The 14,775-nt window shown below is 73.5% G+C and carries 15 protein-coding genes; 9 read left to right on the top strand and 6 right to left on the bottom strand.

Annotated elements, in window-relative coordinates; translation table 11 throughout:
- Positions 1-17 precede the first annotated feature (17 nt).
- Positions 18-1,946, top strand: coding sequence for a PAS domain S-box protein (locus ACFYX4_RS39045; RefSeq protein WP_389344358.1), 1,929 nt, complete (start codon positions 18-20; stop codon positions 1,944-1,946).
- Here the strand turns inward: ACFYX4_RS39045 and ACFYX4_RS39040 are convergent.
- The 5 genes from ACFYX4_RS39040 to ACFYX4_RS39020 all read right to left on the bottom strand — a co-directional run bounded on the left by ACFYX4_RS39040 (position 1,930) and on the right by ACFYX4_RS39020 (position 8,198).
- The gene (locus ACFYX4_RS39040; RefSeq protein ID WP_389344356.1) at positions 1,930-2,958 is read right to left on the bottom strand and encodes a RimK family alpha-L-glutamate ligase; all 1,029 of its coding nucleotides are present in this window, start codon (positions 2,956-2,958) and stop codon (positions 1,930-1,932) included. The genes ACFYX4_RS39045 and ACFYX4_RS39040 overlap by 17 nt on opposite strands.
- 354 nt (positions 2,959-3,312) lie before the next feature.
- Positions 3,313-5,697, bottom strand: coding sequence for a phosphoketolase (locus tag ACFYX4_RS39035; RefSeq protein WP_389344354.1), 2,385 nt, complete (start codon positions 5,695-5,697; stop codon positions 3,313-3,315).
- A 169-nt stretch (positions 5,698-5,866) separates the two neighbouring features.
- Positions 5,867-6,352, bottom strand: a complete 486-nt coding sequence (locus tag ACFYX4_RS39030) for an RpiB/LacA/LacB family sugar-phosphate isomerase (RefSeq protein WP_389344352.1) — start codon at positions 6,350-6,352, stop codon at positions 5,867-5,869.
- 164 nt (positions 6,353-6,516) lie between these two features.
- On the bottom strand, positions 6,517-7,494 hold the full coding sequence (locus ACFYX4_RS39025; RefSeq protein ID WP_389344350.1) for a DMT family transporter: 978 nt from the start codon (positions 7,492-7,494) through the stop codon (positions 6,517-6,519).
- Positions 7,495-7,559: 65 nt separating this feature from the next.
- The gene (locus tag ACFYX4_RS39020) at positions 7,560-8,198 is read right to left on the bottom strand and encodes a TetR/AcrR family transcriptional regulator (RefSeq protein WP_389344348.1); all 639 of its coding nucleotides are present in this window, start codon (positions 8,196-8,198) and stop codon (positions 7,560-7,562) included.
- 388 nt (positions 8,199-8,586) lie between these two features.
- Between ACFYX4_RS39020 and ACFYX4_RS39015 the strand changes: the two genes are divergently transcribed.
- Both ACFYX4_RS39015 and ACFYX4_RS39010 read left to right on the top strand, forming a co-directional pair.
- Positions 8,587-9,363, top strand: coding sequence for a hypothetical protein (locus ACFYX4_RS39015; RefSeq protein ID WP_389344346.1), 777 nt, complete (start codon positions 8,587-8,589; stop codon positions 9,361-9,363).
- Positions 9,364-9,448: 85 nt separating this feature from the next.
- The gene (locus ACFYX4_RS39010; protein ID WP_389344344.1) at positions 9,449-10,099 is read left to right on the top strand and encodes a TetR/AcrR family transcriptional regulator; all 651 of its coding nucleotides are present in this window, start codon (positions 9,449-9,451) and stop codon (positions 10,097-10,099) included.
- 43 nt (positions 10,100-10,142) lie between these two features.
- Here the strand turns inward: ACFYX4_RS39010 and ACFYX4_RS39005 are convergent, their stop codons facing one another.
- Positions 10,143-10,451: a hypothetical protein gene (locus ACFYX4_RS39005; RefSeq protein WP_389344342.1), complete on the bottom strand. Its 309-nt coding sequence runs from the start codon at positions 10,449-10,451 to the stop codon at positions 10,143-10,145.
- A gap of 165 nt (positions 10,452-10,616) precedes the next feature.
- On the opposite strand from ACFYX4_RS39005, the gene ACFYX4_RS39000 reads away from it, so the two are divergent.
- The 6 genes from ACFYX4_RS39000 (at position 10,617) to ACFYX4_RS38975 (ending at position 14,769) form a co-directional block, all read left to right on the top strand.
- Positions 10,617-11,309: a nucleotidyltransferase domain-containing protein gene (locus ACFYX4_RS39000; RefSeq protein ID WP_389344340.1), complete on the top strand. Its 693-nt coding sequence runs from the start codon at positions 10,617-10,619 to the stop codon at positions 11,307-11,309.
- 131 nt (positions 11,310-11,440) lie between these two features.
- Positions 11,441-11,656: a BON domain-containing protein gene (locus tag ACFYX4_RS38995; protein WP_389344406.1), complete on the top strand. Its 216-nt coding sequence runs from the start codon at positions 11,441-11,443 to the stop codon at positions 11,654-11,656.
- On the top strand, positions 11,653-12,381 hold the full coding sequence (locus tag ACFYX4_RS38990; protein WP_389344338.1) for a metallophosphoesterase: 729 nt from the start codon (positions 11,653-11,655) through the stop codon (positions 12,379-12,381). The genes ACFYX4_RS38995 and ACFYX4_RS38990 overlap by 4 nt, the downstream gene beginning before the upstream one ends.
- Before the next feature lie 168 nt (positions 12,382-12,549).
- Positions 12,550-13,245, top strand: coding sequence for a hypothetical protein (locus tag ACFYX4_RS38985; RefSeq protein ID WP_389344336.1), 696 nt, complete (start codon positions 12,550-12,552; stop codon positions 13,243-13,245).
- A 52-nt stretch (positions 13,246-13,297) separates the two neighbouring features.
- Positions 13,298-14,047, top strand: a complete 750-nt coding sequence (locus ACFYX4_RS38980; RefSeq protein ID WP_389344334.1) for a DUF1775 domain-containing protein — start codon at positions 13,298-13,300, stop codon at positions 14,045-14,047.
- A gap of 122 nt (positions 14,048-14,169) precedes the next feature.
- Entirely contained in the window at positions 14,170-14,769 is a 600-nt protein-coding gene (locus ACFYX4_RS38975; protein WP_389344332.1) for a hypothetical protein, read from the top strand.
- The last annotated feature ends 6 nt before the right edge of the window (positions 14,770-14,775 follow it).

Raw genomic sequence — 14,775 nt, 5'->3', positions numbered from 1 at the left:
GCAAGGTGAGGTGGAACATGGCCGACTTGATGCAGGCGGACCCGGTGGTACGACAACGGTGCGACTGCGACACCCCGGTGCGGGAGGCCGGGGCGGAGGAGCGGTTCCGGGGCCTGCTGGAGGCCGCGCCGGACGCGATGGTCATCGTCGACGACACGGGCGTGATCAGACTGGTCAACGCCCAGACGGAGGCGCTGTTCGGGTACGGCCGCGAGGAACTCCTCGGCCGCCCGGTCGAGTTGCTGATGCCGCACCGGTTCCGCGACCAGCACACCGAGCACCGCGACGGCTACGCCGCCAACCGCCAGGTCCGCCCCATGGGCGCCGGTCTCGAACTGCACGGGCTGCGCAAGGACGGCACCGAGTTCCCCGTCGAGATCAGTCTGAGCCCGCTGGAGACGGCGGACGGCCTGCTGGTGTCGGCGGCCGTGCGGGACGTCAGCGACCGCAAGGCGGCCGAGGCCCGCATCAACGAGCTGGCCGCGCTCGTGGAGTCCTCCCAGGACGCGATCCTCGCCCACACCCTCGACGGCCGCATCACCTACTGGAACGCCGCCGCGCAGCGCCTGTACGGCTACACGGCCGAGGAGGCCATCGGCCGGCACGTCTCGCTGCTGGCGCCGCCGGAGCTGCGCGGTGAGGTGAGAGCGCTGCTCAAACGGCTGCGGCGGGGCCGCAAGGTGGAGCACTTCGAGACGCTGCGGGTCACCCGCACGGGCGCGCTGCTCGACGTGGACGTGACGCTGTGGCCGACGTCGGACGCCCACGGCACGGTGGTCGGGGCGTGTGCGATCGTGCGGGACATCAGCGACCGCAAGCGCGCGGAGGCCGAGCTCACCGCCCTGTACGAGCAGCAGCGGCACATCGCGCTGACCCTCCAGCGCAGCCTGATGGGCACCCCGCCCGCGCTGCCCGGCCTGGCTACCGCCAGCCGCTACCGGCCCGCCACCCAGGGCGCCGGTGTGGGCGGCGACTGGTTCGACCTCATCCCGCTGGGCGGCGACCGGGTCGGCGTGCTGATAGGCGATGTGATGGGCCGCGGTCTGGAGGCCGCCGCCGTGATGGGCCAACTGCGTTCTGCGGCCCACGCGTTGGCGAAGACCGGTATGCAGCCGCGGCAGTTGATGCGGGCGCTGGACACCTGCGTCACCGATCTCGACGTGCCGGACCAACTGGTCACCTGCTGCTACCTGGTGATCGCGCCGGACGCCGGCACGGTGACCGTCTGCTCGGCGGGCCATCTGCCGGTCCTCGTCGCCGGCGCGGGCGAGGGGATCCGCGCCCTGTCCTGCCCCGTCAACGCGCCTCTCGGCGTCGGCGACGTGCTGTACGAGCAGTCCAGTTCGGAGATAGCGCCGGGCGCCACCCTGGTGCTGTACACCGACGGCCTGATCGAGACGCCGGGCAGCGACATCGGGCTGCGCATCGACGAACTCACCGTGCTGCTGGAGAAGTTGTTCCTCGGCGCGCCCTGTCTGGAGGAGGCGGCGGACCAGGTGCTGGCGGGTCTGCTGCCGGACCCCGACAGCCACAACGACGACGTCACGCTGCTGCTGGCGCAGCTCCCGGCGGCGCCGCTGGCGGCCGTCACGACCGAACTCCCGGCCGTCGCGGCCTCCGTGCGGGAGGGGCGCGCCTTCCTCCACAAGGCGCTGACCTCGTGGAACTGCACGGGGCACGCCGACGACGCCCTGCTGCTGCTGTCGGAGACGCTCACCAACGCCGTCCTGCACGCGGAGGGCCCGATCTCCCTGCGGCTGCACCGCACGGCCACCGACCTCACGATCGAGGTCGGCGACCACAGTCCCCAACTGCCGCAGCCGCGCCCGGCGTCGGAGCACGAGGAGTCCGGGCGCGGTCTGATCCTGGTCCGGGCCCTCGCCGACGACTGGGGTGTGCGGCCGACCGACGAGGGCAAGACGACGTGGTTCACGCTGAGGCTGTGAACCCTTCGGGGCGGGTCCCGACGACCGCCTGGGGCGGGTACGACGGCCGGTGTGCCGCGCGGGCGGCGCCGCCGGCCAGGGCCCAGGCGTCGAGGTGGGCCTGGATGTAGGGCACGGCCACGGCGGCGACCTCGACGTCGCCGTCGACGAACGCGGGCTGCACGTTGACCTCGAAGACGACGCCGCCGTTCTCCACGGCCAGGTCGACCCCGGCGAAGGGCAGCCCGACCGACGCCGTCGCGGCGACGGCCAGTTCGGTGAGACGGGGCGGCAGGTCGGGCGGGGCGATGTGGACGGCGGTGGCGCCCTGGCAGGTGTTGCAGGGGATGTCGGGATCGGGCTGGAGGTGCTCGCGGGCGTGCACGACCCGCCCGCCGAGGACGAAGACGCGGAACTGGTGGCGCAGGCCGTCGGCGGTGACGTTGCCGGCGTCGCGGGAGAGCATCCAGTCGGTGCCGCGTTCGGCGTAGTAGGCCCTGGCGTCGGCGAGGGCGGCGGGGGTGGTGACGTGGAAGGTGTCGTTGCCGCCGGTGCCGACCACGGGACGGGCCCAGGCGTCGCGGCCGAGCCGTTCGAACACGGTCGCCGTCTCCCCCGGTGAGGGGCGGGACAGGACGACGGTCTCCATCTGGGCGACGCCGTCGCGCCGGAAGCGCTCGACGGTGAGGTTCTTCTCCGTCGCGGCGCGCCAGGCGTCCGGGCCGGCGGCGAGCGTCACCGCGCCGTGGCGTTCCAGCAGGTCCTGGAAGGGGGCGTAGGCGCGGCGGCGGTGCGGCGGGATCTCGTAGAGGACGACGACGTCCGGCGCGAGGTCGATCCCCTCGCGCGGGACCCGGAGCCGTAACCGGCCTCCGTCGCGGACGCCGCGGCCGGTCCCGCCGGTCGCGAAGTGCCGGGAGTCGACGCGGACGGGCGGGGCGCCGGTGAGGAGTTCCACCGCCCGGGCGAGGTACTCCCGGCACCCTTCGGGCGATGTCGGGTCGGCGAGCAGGGCGATGCACGGTCGGGACACAGCGGCCTCCAGTGGCTCACGACACGCGCTCGTACCGCGGGTACCCGGTTGCGGCCCGAACGGCGTCACGGGGTGGTGCCTGGCGCGCGGGTGGTCGTCGCACCCGTCGCCCTGGAAACCGCGCCGGTGTGCGGGCCGGACCGGGACGGCCGGTGACCACGGGGGTGCTGGGGCTGGGCCCCGCCGCGTCCGCGCCGCAGGGCTGGCCGAACACTGTAATCGCCACCCGGGAAGCCGGAACAGGGCGCACGCGCCCCGCTCCCCTGCCCCTTCCCCTGCGCCGCCCGCCCCCGCCCGTGCGCCCTGCCCACGTTCCCATGAGTTGCCGTCAGTTCCGGTCGGCCCAGGCCGCGTTCAGCCGTCCCAGGACCAGTCGGCGACCTCCGGGAGATCGGTGCCGTGGACGCGGATCCAGTCGTGGTGGCGCAGGCGGGTGTCCTCCATCCGTTGGCGTACCGCCGCCGCGCGCACCGCGAGGCCGGGGACGCGGTCGATGACGTCCATGACGAGGCGGTATCGGTCTAGGTCGTTGCGCACGACCATGTCGAACGGGGTGGTCGTGGTGCCGATCTCCTTGTAGCCGCGCACATGCAGGTTGGCGTGCCCGTTGCGGCTGTAGGCGAGGCGGTGGATCAGCCAGGGGTAGCCGTGGTAGGCGAACACGACCGGCCTGTCGGCGGTGAACAGGCCGTCGAACTCGAAGTCGTTCATGCCGTGCGGGTGTTCGCCGCTCGGCATCAGACGGGCGATGTCGACGACGTTGACGACCCGCACGGCGAGCTCGGGCAGGTGCCGGCGCAGCAACTGGGCAGCGGCCAGCACCTCCTGGGTGGGGACGTCGCCCGCGCAGGCGAGGACGACGTCCGGTTCGCGGTTGCCGTTCTCGGTGCCGGCCCACTCCCAGACGCCGGCGCCGCGCGCGCAGTGGACGCGGGCCTGGTCCAGGGTCAGCCAGTCGAAGCAGGGCTGCTTGCCGGCCACGACGACGTTGACGTAGTCGCGGCTGCGCAGGGCGTGGTCGGCCACCGACAGCAGGGTGTTGGCGTCCGGCGGCAGATACACCCGGACGGCTTCGGGGCTCTTGTTGAGGATGTGGTCGACGAAGCCGGGGTCCTGGTGGGAGAAGCCGTTGTGGTCCTGACGCCAGACGTGCGAGGTGAGCAGGTAGTTGAGGGAGGCGATGGGCGCGCGCCAGGGCAGCCGCCGGGTGACCCGCAGCCACTTGACGTGCTGGTTGACCATGGAGTCGACGATGTGCACGAACGCCTCGTAGCAGGAGAACAGTCCGTGCCGCCCGGTGAGCAGGTATCCCTCCAGCCAGCCCTGGCAGGTGTGTTCGGAGAGGATCTCCATCACCCGGCCGTGGCGGTCGAGGTGTTCGTCGACCTGGAGGGTCTGCGCCTGCCACGCCTTGCCGCTGGCGCCGTAGACGGCCTGGAGCCGGTTGGAGGCGGTCTCGTCGGGTCCGACCAGCCGGAAGTCGCGCCGCTCGGCGGTGGCGCGCATCAGGTCTTCCAGCAACTCGCCCAGCACGGCGGTGGGTTCGTGCTGGGTGGCACCGGGTTTGTCGACGGCGACGGCGTACGACTCCAGTTCGGGCATGGGCAGTTCGCGCATCAGCAGACCGCCGTTGGCGTGCGGGGTGGCGCCGAGGCGGCGGTCGCCGTCGGGGACGCAGGCCAGCACGTCGGGCCGGGGCGTGCCGTCGTCGTCGAAGAGTTCCTCCGGCCGGTAGGAGCGCAGCCACGTCTCCAGCCGGCGCAGATGCCCGGGGTCCTCCCGGACGGCGGCCAGCGGCACCTGGTGGGAGCGCCAGGTGCCCTCCACCGGGAGCCCGTCGACCTCCGCGGGGCCGGTCCAGCCCTTGGGGGTGCGCAGGACGATCACCGGCCAGCGGGGGCGCTCGACGGCGCCGTCCTCGCGGGCGGCGCGCTGGATCGCGGCGATGCGGTCCAGCGCGGTGTCCAGGGCCTCGGCCATCGCGCGGTGGACGGCGGCCGGGTCGTCGCCGGTGACATGGACCGGGTCGTGGCCGTAGCCGCGCAGCAGTTCGTCGAGCTCGGGCTCGGGAAGGCGGGCGAGGACCGTCGGGTTGGCGATCTTGTAGCCGTTGAGATGGAGGATCGGCAGGACCGCGCCGTCGTGGACGGGGTCGAGGAACTTGTTGGAGTGCCAGGACGCGGCCAGCGGGCCCGTCTCGGCCTCGCCGTCGCCGATCACGCAGGCCACGAGCAGGCCGGGGTTGTCGTAGGCGGCGCCGTAGGCGTGGGAGAGCGAGTAGCCCAGTTCGCCGCCCTCGTGGATGGAGCCGGGCGTCTCGGGGGCGACGTGGCTGGGGATGCCGCCGGGGAACGAGAACTGCTTGAACAGCCGGGCCATGCCGGCCGCGTCCCGGGTGACGTCGGGGTAGATCTCGGTGTACGAGCCCTCCAGCCAGGAGTTGGCCACCACGGCGGGACCGCCGTGCCCGGGGCCCCACACGCACAGCGCGTCCAGGTCACGGCCGCGGATGACGCGGTTGAGGTGGGTGTGGACGAGGTTGAGGCCGGGCGAGGTGCCCCAGTGGCCGAGCAGTCTCGGCTTGATGTGCTCCGGGCGCAGCGGCTCGGTGAGCAGGGGGTTGGCCATGAGGTAGATCTGGCCCACGGACAGATAGTTCGCGGCGCGCCAGTGTGCGTCCAGTGTCCTCAGCTCGTCGTCGGTGAGCGGGGTGGACGCCTGCTGGGTGTCGACGGACATCTCGGGTTCCCTTCCGGATCGGGTCGGCGGGAGGTGCATGCCGGTCCGCACCTCCCCACCCTCTCCCGGCCGCCGGGTACCCGCCAGGGCCGAACGACCCGTCCTGATCGGCACCCGGTCCCCGGTGAGCCGTCGGACGCGCTAGGGGACGCTTACGGGTCTTGGCCGTTCAGCCGCGCCGAACGGTCTCCGTCCCGGCGGCGGACGCCGCCCGCCCCGCGTCCAGCCGTGCCACATGGGTGACGTTGCGCCGGTCCTCCACGTCCTCGCTGGGCTCGCCGCCGAACCAGGCGTCGAGGATCTCCTTGAGCAGCGGCTCGGAGGTGAGCCGCAGCCCGAGCGCGAGGACGTTGGCGTCGTTCCAGCGGCGGGCGCCGTCGGCCGTGTAGGCGTCGGTGCACAGGGCCGCGCGGACGCCGGGCACCTTGTTCGCGGCGATCGACGCGCCGGTGCCGGTCCAGCAGCACACCACCGCCTGCTCCGACACCCCGTCGGCCACGTCCCGCGCCGCCGCCTCCGAGCACACCGCCCATTGCGGGTCGGCGCCGGGGCGCAGCGCGCCGTGCGTCACGACGTCGTGCCCACGTCCGCGCAACTCCGCGACCAGCGCGCGGGCCACGGGTTCGTCCATGTCCGAGGAAACGGAGATCCGCATGCTTGGGAGCCTACTGAGCGGAGGGGGGCGCTGTCGCGCCGACGGTCGTCTCGCCGACGGCTCAGCTCGCGGAGGCCTGCTCGGGGGCCTGCTCGATGTCGGGCGCGACGCCGGGAGCCGACGCGACGCCAGGTGCGGAGGGCCGTGCTGCCGCGCCGACCCGGTCACCTCGCCGAGACCTGCTCGGAAGCGGGGTCGGCATCAAGTGCGGGATCGGAGTCGGGTGCGGGGCGAGGCGGGTCCGGCGTCGCCGCCTTTCGTCGAGAGCCACGCGTTCCGCCGGACGGAGCCGTGAGCACCGCGAGGCAGCCGACGACCAGCGCGATCCCCAGCCAGCCGAGCGAAGGCAGGCGTTCGCCGACGACCAGCACCGCGAGCACGGCGGCGACCGCGGGCTCCAGCAGGGACAGCGTGGTCGCGGTGCTCGCCGGGACATGGGCCAGGCCCCAGCCGAAGAGGACGTAGCCGACGAACATGGGCACCAGGGCCATGTACGCGCCGACGGCCGCGTTGGACCAGGAGTCGAGCAGCGGGGCGCCGGTGACCAGCAGGACGGGCAGGAGCAGCAGCCCACCGAGGCCGAAGACGACGCCCATGGCCGCACCGGAGCTGATCCCGCCGCTGATCAGGCGGTGAGCCGCCCAGGAGTACAGGGCGTAGGTGAAGCCGGCCACCAGGCCGAGCCCCACCCCGAGCACGGTCGCGCCGACGGACCGGCCCCCGGAGCCGGAGTGCGCCTGGGATGCTTCGGCCGCGCACAGCAGCGCCGTCCCGGTCAATCCGAGAGCGGCGCCGGTCGTCCAGCGGCGCGTCAGACGGCGTCCGTCCACGACGCGCTCGATCACGGCGGAGGCGAGCGGGGCCGAGCCGATAGACACCACCGTCCCGGCGGCGACCCCGGCCAGGTGCATGGAGCTGTAGAAGGCCAGCGGGTAGGCCCCCACCGCGACCGCGCCGAGCAGCACTACCGCCCGCCGCAGGCGCAGCGCGGGCGCTTCCCGGCGGATGCGGGGGGCGGCTATCAGGGCCTGGAGCAGTCCGCCCAGCCCCATGGCGACGGCCCCGATCGCGAGGGGCCCCACGCCCGGGGCGAAGGTCGCGGCGGTACCCGTCGTACCCCACAGCACCGACGCCACGAGCACGCACAACGAACCCACACCCACAGAGGCCTTGGCCGTCGAGCCGGCCGTGTGTCCCGCGGGCCGCGTCACAGTCGGTCCATCAGGTCGGCCGCCATCGTGCGCGCGTGCTCCAGCCGTGTGCCCGCGCCTTCCAGGCCGGCGCGCGCCATCGCGCCCTCCAGCAGGAACGCCAGGTGCTCGGCCAGCGCGCGGGCCTCCTCCGGCCGCCCCGGCAGCAGTCGCTCCACATGTCCGGCGAGCAGGGACTCGACCTCCTCCTTGTGCCGGCGCACCACGGCCCGCCCCTCGTCCCCGGCGGGCAGTTCGGCGGCGGCGTTCAGCAGACCGCAGCCGCGGAAGCCGCGCTCGTAGGCGAACGCGGCGTGGTCGGCGTAGGCGTCGAAGACCGCCAGCACGCCGCCCCGGGCGTCCGCGGCCTCCTCAAGCCGCCGCCGGTACAGGCCCAGCCACTCCTCGTGGCGTGCGTCGAGGTAGGCCATCACCAGGTCGGCCTTGGAGGAGAAGTTGTTGTACAGGCTCATCTTCGCCACGCCCGCCTCGGCGGTGATGGCGTCGATGCCCGTGGCCGACACGCCGTCCGCGTAGAAGCGGCGCGCGGCGGCGGCGAGCAGCCGCTCGCGGGCGCTGCCCCGCCGTTCGCCCTGCTGTTGGCCGGGGCGCTTGCCAGGGCGCTTTCCGGGGCGCGGCGCGGCGGGCTCGCTCATCGCATGTCCCTTCGATGTGATGCGGCGGAATTAGGTAGGTCAGTCTACCTAATCATCGCGAGAAGTCGCCTACAGGGCTCTGGACGCCGCGACCGACCGCGTCCTAGACTGCGAGGGAAAGCGCTTTCTAGCATGCCCATGCCATCCCCGTATCTCGGTCCGGTCCGGAGAGGAAGCGATCCATGCCGCACACCGCACCCCAGGACGCGCGGTCGGAGCCCGGGACACCCCGGGGATGGACCCGTAAGGCGTTCCTGCGCGGAGCGGCCGCCGCCGGGCTGGCCCCGCTGGCGCCCGGCATGCTCCCTGCGACCGCCCGGGCCGCGACGACGGGCGGCGAGGACTTCACTGCGGGTGGACTGGGCGGCGGCGAGCAGCCGCCCATGGGGTGCTGCTCAGCGCGACGGGCGGCTCCCTCGGCGAGACCGTGCCGCAGCGGCGGCTGTGGGTGGAGGTCGACTGGGCGCGGGCGCCCGAGGGCGTCCACGACGTGACCGTCACCGTCACGGGTGCCGGGCAGCGCGTGGAGGTGCCGCTGCTGGTGCGCAACGACGGGGAGCGGGCGCGGCGGCGGGCCCGTGGGTTCGTCGAGGCGCACGGGTATGTGTCGATCGACGCCGCGCACGCCGACCGCCGGACGGCGCGCGGCGGCGCACACTGGAGGACGGTACGCGGACTCGGCCGCCGTACCGCGGCCATGGAGACGGCACCGTCGACCGCGCCGCCGATCACGGGCGACCTGCCTTCCTGTGCACCGGAGTTGACGTACCGGGTGCGCTTCTTCAGCACCGGCGTCTTCCCCGTGACCGTCTTCCGGCTGCCCTCCCTCGACGAGCGGGGTCAGCGTCGGCTGGCGGTCGCCCTCGACGCCGGGCCGGCCACCGTGCTGTCGGGCCAGGCGGTCGCCACCGGCAACCGGGGCGACGCCTGGGCCCGCAACGTCGAGGAGGGCGTGGAGAAGCTGACGGCCACCGTGACCGTCGCCGAACCGGGCGAGCACCTGCTGCGCCTGTTCATGGTCGATCCCGCGATCGCCGTCGACCAGATCGTCATCGACACGGGCGGTCCGCCTCCGGCGTATCTGGCCCCGCCGGAGAGCTTCCACCCGAAGTTCAACCCCGAGCCCGAGTCGGTCACTTGGACGGGCCCGGCCGACCGGGCGTGAGACCGGGCGCCCTCCGAGAGACAGCATTGAATGATGGAATCATCAGAACTGCCGATGCGCTGGAAGCCGCCGCTAGACTGCCCGCATGCCGTCGTCAGCTCCGCCCCGCAACCGTTTCGAACGCCGCCGCGCCGAGACCCGTCAGGCGCTCGTGCGCGCGGCCCGGCGGATCCTGGCCGAGACGGGGGACACCGCCGTGAGCATCCAGGCGATCGCGGAGCGCGCGGACGTGGGATTCGGCTCGTTCTACAACCACTTCGAGTCGAAGACGGAGCTGTTCGACGCGGCGGTGGCGGACGCGCTGGAGGAGTTCGGCCGGACCTTCGACGAGCGACTGACCGGCATCGACGACCCGGCGGAACTCGTCGCGGCGGGCTTCCGCCTCAGCGCCCGCATGACCGGCTCCCACCCCGAGCTGATGCAGGTGCTGCGCCGGCGCGGGCTGGAGCACCTCCACTCCGACCGGGGGCTCGCCCCCCGCGCGCTGCGCGACCTCGAACTGGGCGTCGCCTCGGGCCGCTTCACCCCCGTGGAGCCCGCCGTCGCCCTGTCCGCCGTCGGCGGCACACTGCTGTCCCTGATCGAGCTGCGGTTCGCCCGCCCCGACCTGGACGGCGACGAGGCGGCGACGGACCTCGCCGAGATGGTCCTGCGCATGCTCGGCCTCCCCGCGGCCGACGCCCGCGAGGTCGCCCGGCGACCCTTGCCTGATCCGGACCGATCCGGATCGATATGAATTGATCCGGGTTGATCTGGATCGATCTGGACCGACGCGAGTCTCAGAGCGTGTGGCCCTGCTCCGTCAGCCAGCGGTGGACGGTGTCCTTGTCCGCCGGGGTGATGCGGGTCGGCCCGTCCACCCAGGGGCCCTCGTCCTCGTTGAAGCCCGTGTTCGTGACCCTGGCGGTGACCCAGTGGGCGAGGTCCTCGGCGGACCGGTCGGTCAGGGATCCCCGCTCCCACCCGGCACGGGCCTCGCGGGCCGCGTCCTCGTCGTGCCGCTCGGCCTCCTCAAGCCAGGCCGCCACGAGCCGTTCGACGGTCGCCCTCGCTTCGTTCCCGCCCTGTGTGTCGTTCGTGCCGTTCATGGGAGCCGGGTGCCCCTGATCCGGGGTGCCGCCCCGCTCCGCGCCCGCTCATGTTCCGTGTCTGAGCCGCCGTGGCCGGGTACTCGGGGCCCGACGTAACGGTCCTTCGGAGCCGCCGCGCCGGACGCGGAGCGGCCGACGGGACCTACCAGACAGGGGGCAACGATGACGGGGCACGCGGACGACAACGCATTCGACCCGCACGCAGGCGTCGCCGAGCTGCGTCTGGCGACGGGGGATCCGGATCTCGTCCCGCAGAACGGCGTACTCATGGAGGATCTCCCGCTCGACCGCAACCAGGCGATCCTCCAGGCCGCCAAGCAGGTCGGCGCGATCCTGAAGCGGAAGGGACACGCCTTCGCCCTCGCGGGCAGCGTCGCCGTGTACGCGCACGGCGGCACCCAGAACCTCCAGCACGACGTCGACTTCTGCTTCCGCCCCGAGGACGCGGAGGCGGTCGCCGTGACGCTCCGCGAGGCCGGACTGCCGGTTTACGCGCCACCCGAGGACTGGCTGCTCAAAGCCAGCTGTCTCGGACAGCAGGTCGACCTGATCTTCGAGCTTGCGCATCAGCCGGTCACCACGGAACTGCTGGAGCGGGCCCAGGAGTTGTCGGTGGACTCGGTGTTCATGCCGGTCCTGTCGCCGACCGATCTGGTGCACAGTCTGATCGCCGCCTTCTCCGAGCACCACTGCGACTTCGGGGCGGTGCTGCCGATCGCCCGGACGCTGCGCGAGAAGGTCGACTGGGGCAGGGTGCAGCGCGCCTGCGGCGACGAGCCGATGCCCGACGCGTTCTTCTACTTCCTGGAGCGGCTGGAGGTCATCGAACCGAGGCCGAAGGAGGAACAGCGATGAGGCCTCTCGCCGACCGCGACGGCCACGACGGCCACGACGACCGCACCGACCGCACCGACCGCACCGACCGCACCGGTCACACCGGTCACACCGGTCACACCGACGAGAACGTCGAGTACCGCGTCGCCCACCTGCACGACCGCCTCGCCGCCGAGGAGCTCGGCGAACTGGGCGTCCGGGCCGAGGTGCGGGCCGGATCGGTCGTGGTGACCGGCACCGTCCCCTCCGCCCAGTGCCGGGAGACCGTGCTGCGGACCGTCCACGAGGAACTGGCCGGGCTCGCCGTGCACACCGACGTGGTGGTGGCCGAGACCGCCTCCCCCGACCATGCGGAGGACCTGCCATGATCCGCGTCGCCGCCGTGGGGGACATCCACATGGGCCCCGACAGCCAGGGCCTGCTGCGGCCCGCCTTCGACACCCTGCCCGACTGCGCCGACCTGCTGCTCCTCGCGGGCGACCTCACGCGCCACGGCACGCCCGAGGAGGCGAAGGTGGTCGCCCAGGAGGTACGGGGGCTGCCGGTGCCGGTGGTGGCCGTCCTCGGCAACCACGACCATCACGACGAGCGGCCCGAGGAGGTCACCGCCATCCTCCGGGAGGCGGGCGTGACGGTCCTGGAGGGCGAGGGCACCGTCGTGGAGTGCGGCGGGACCCGGGTCGGGATCGCGGGCACGAAGGGCTTCGGCGGCGGGTTCGTCGGCCGCTGCGCCGGGGAGTTCGGCGAGCCGCTGATGAAGGAGTTCGTCCGCTACACCCGCCGCTGCGCGGACGCCCTGCACACCGCGCTGGAGGAGCTGGGCCGCGACGGCTGCGAGACCCGGGTCGCGCTCACCCACTTCTCCCCCGTCGCCGACACCCTCGCCGGCGAACCGCCGGAGATCTATCCCTTCCTCGGCAGCTATCTGCTGGCCGAGGCGATCGACACGGCCGGAGCCGACCTCTCCGTCCACGGCCACGCCCACATGGGCACGGAGCACGGGACGACGGCGGGCGGCGTACGGGTCAGGAACGTGGCGCAGCCGGTCATCCGACGGGCGTTCAACGTGTACCAGCTGCACACCGACGACTGAGGCGCACCGGCTGTACGCCGCCGCTTCCTGATGTGCACAGGCTGCACATCGCCGCCTGACGTGCACCGATTGCGCGCGGTGCCGCCCGACGGCCGGGCACGGGACGTATCGACATCTTTCCCCCACCGGCCGCCGAACGGGCGGGCGATGGCCCATGATGATCGGGCCATGCACCAACTCGTCCCGACGCACCGTGCGCCGATGCCCGCCCTGCGGGCCGCGGTGTTCGCCGTCGTCGGCACGGTGCTGGGGACGAGCGCCCACCGTGTGCTCGCCGAGGGGCCGGTGCCGTGGACCCAGGGCGGCATCGCGGCCGTCGCGCTGTTCGCGCTGGGCCTGGTCGGCGCACGCCGCCCACGACGACTGGTCACGGTCGCCGCCACCAGCGTCGTCGCCCAGTCCGGGCTGCACCTGTGGCTGACGCTCACCCCGCAGACCGTTCCCCGGCCCCCGGCCCTGGACACGGCCGCGCTCACCGCCACAGCCACAGCCACAGCCACAGCCACAGCAGGTCATCACCACGGCGGGCACCTCCACGCGGCCTGGTACGCGCGCCTGCACGACTCCCTGGCCATGACGGCGGCCCACGCGCTGATCGCCGTGCTCGCCGCCGTCCTCCTGCATCGGGCGGACGCGGCGTGCTGGATGCTGGCCCGCGGGGTCACGGCGGCGCTCGACACGGTACGGGCGCGCCTGCACACCGCCGCACGCATCGCGACGACGGCCGCGGGGCCGACGGCCGGGCCGGGACACGGAACGCCGACGTCCCCACGGGCACCGGACGACCGGCTGCCGACGGCGGGACCGGTGCTCGCGCACGCGGTGGTGCGGCGGGGCCCTCCGTCGGCACGGCATCCCTCGTGAACGTGAACCACCCCCGCCACCCCCGTGCCTTTGCCTGTGCCTGGAGACACCCATGTCGCGCAACACCCTGTCCCGCAACACCTTGTCGCGCACCGCGCGTCGCCTGACCGTCGCCGCCGCCGCCGCGACCACCGCCGTCCTGCTCACGGCCGTTCCCGCCGCCGCCCACGTGGAGGTGACGTCGGACACCGCGCAGGCGCTGGCGCAGAACGTCCAGCTCACCTTCACCGCCGAGTCGGAGTCCGCCACCGCCGGCATCACCCAGCTGCGGGTGGTCCTGCCCAAGGGCATAGCCCCCACCGACGTGGTCTACGGCGAGGGCCCCAAGGGCTGGACGTTCGCCCCCACCAGCGACGGCTACGCGGTCAAGGGCCCCGCCGTGAAGGTCGGCGGCGACGCCGAACACTCCGTCGTCGTACGGCAGTTGCCGGACGCGAAGGAGCTGGTGTTCAAGACGCTCCAGACGTACAGCGACGGCAAGGTCGACCGCTGGATCGAGCTGGGCGAGTCCGGCGGCGACGGGCACGGGCACGGCAACGAGGCCCCCGTCCTGAAGCTGAAGGCGGCGGCGCCCGGCGCACAGTCGGAGGCCCCGACCCCCACCGCGCCGGAGACCTCCGCCGCGCCCGCGGCGTCGCCGACGCCGACCGCCGACGAGGCGTCCCCGCAGGCCGCCGCGACCGAGAAGGACGACGACGGCGGGCTGTCGGCGGGCGCGTGGACCGGCATCGTCGCCGCGATCCTCGTGGCGGTGGCGGCCGTGGTGTTCCTCGTACGCCGCAAGGGCGGGGCCGAGCAGTGACCCGCGCCGCACGGTGAACGGGCGTCCGGTCGCGGTCTCGGTCGCGGCCGGCCCCGCGGCTCGTCGGGATGAAGCCGCACGTCCCGGGTAGTCCAGCCACACCGCTACCGGAGGGATCCCCCATGGCCTTTGCGACACGCCGAGCGGCCTCCTGGGCCACCGCCGCCGTCGCTCTCGCGCTCACCGTCGGCTGCGACAGCGAGGGCGGCGGTGAGGCGGCCTCCACTCCCCCGACCGCGTCGACGACGGCGAGGCCGACCACCGGCTCGACAGGCCCGGCCACGGTCGGCGCCACCTCACCGACGACCCCCGCCACCCCCGCCACCCCCTCCTCCCCTGCCCTCACCGGCACGGTCCCCGCGGAGCCGGCGCAGGCCGAGCAGGGCGTCCGAGCGGCCTGGCGGGTCCTCTTCGACCCCGAGTCCTCCGTCGACGAACGCAGCGAGGTCGTCGAGGACGGCCCGCAGAACGCGCTGATGATCGAGAACCTCTTCGCGGACCGGCTCGGCAGCCGCCTGCGCGCCGAGGTGACCACGGTCGCGTACACGACGTCCCAGGACGCGACCGTCGCGTACACCCTCACCCGCGACGGCCGGCGGCTGGCCACCGACGGCCCGGGGGCGGCCGTCCAGCAGGACGGCACGTGGAAGGTCGCGCTGCGCACGGTCTGCGCGCTGACCCGGCACGCCGAGGACGCGCCCCAGGCCCCGAGCTGCGGCTGACCGAAG

Origin of the sequence: Streptomyces sp. NPDC002328 (genome assembly GCF_042890065.1) — a bacterium.
Classification (GTDB): domain Bacteria; phylum Actinomycetota; class Actinomycetes; order Streptomycetales; family Streptomycetaceae; genus Streptomyces.
This window is presented reverse-complemented; position numbering and strand designations above follow the sequence as displayed.

What these genes read in the sequence shown, in the direction of transcription:
- ACFYX4_RS39035 (WP_389344354.1), bottom strand. Translation starts at nt 5,697, where the DNA reads ATGTCCGTCGACACCCAGCAGGCGTCCACCCCGCTCACCGACGACGAG.
- ACFYX4_RS39000 (WP_389344340.1), top strand. Translation starts at nt 10,617, where the DNA reads ATGACGGGGCACGCGGACGACAACGCATTCGACCCGCACGCAGGCGTC.
- ACFYX4_RS39010 (WP_389344344.1), top strand. Translation starts at nt 9,449, where the DNA reads ATGCCGTCGTCAGCTCCGCCCCGCAACCGTTTCGAACGCCGCCGCGCC.
- ACFYX4_RS38985 (WP_389344336.1), top strand. Translation starts at nt 12,550, where the DNA reads ATGCACCAACTCGTCCCGACGCACCGTGCGCCGATGCCCGCCCTGCGG.
- ACFYX4_RS39005 (WP_389344342.1), bottom strand. Translation starts at nt 10,451, where the DNA reads ATGAACGGCACGAACGACACACAGGGCGGGAACGAAGCGAGGGCGACC.
- ACFYX4_RS39030 (WP_389344352.1), bottom strand. Translation starts at nt 6,352, where the DNA reads ATGCGGATCTCCGTTTCCTCGGACATGGACGAACCCGTGGCCCGCGCG.
- ACFYX4_RS39020 (WP_389344348.1), bottom strand. Translation starts at nt 8,198, where the DNA reads ATGAGCGAGCCCGCCGCGCCGCGCCCCGGAAAGCGCCCTGGCAAGCGC.
- ACFYX4_RS38990 (WP_389344338.1), top strand. Translation starts at nt 11,653, where the DNA reads ATGATCCGCGTCGCCGCCGTGGGGGACATCCACATGGGCCCCGACAGC.
- ACFYX4_RS38980 (WP_389344334.1), top strand. Translation starts at nt 13,298, where the DNA reads ATGTCGCGCAACACCCTGTCCCGCAACACCTTGTCGCGCACCGCGCGT.
- ACFYX4_RS38975 (WP_389344332.1), top strand. Translation starts at nt 14,170, where the DNA reads ATGGCCTTTGCGACACGCCGAGCGGCCTCCTGGGCCACCGCCGCCGTC.
- ACFYX4_RS39045 (WP_389344358.1), top strand. Translation starts at nt 18, where the DNA reads ATGGCCGACTTGATGCAGGCGGACCCGGTGGTACGACAACGGTGCGAC.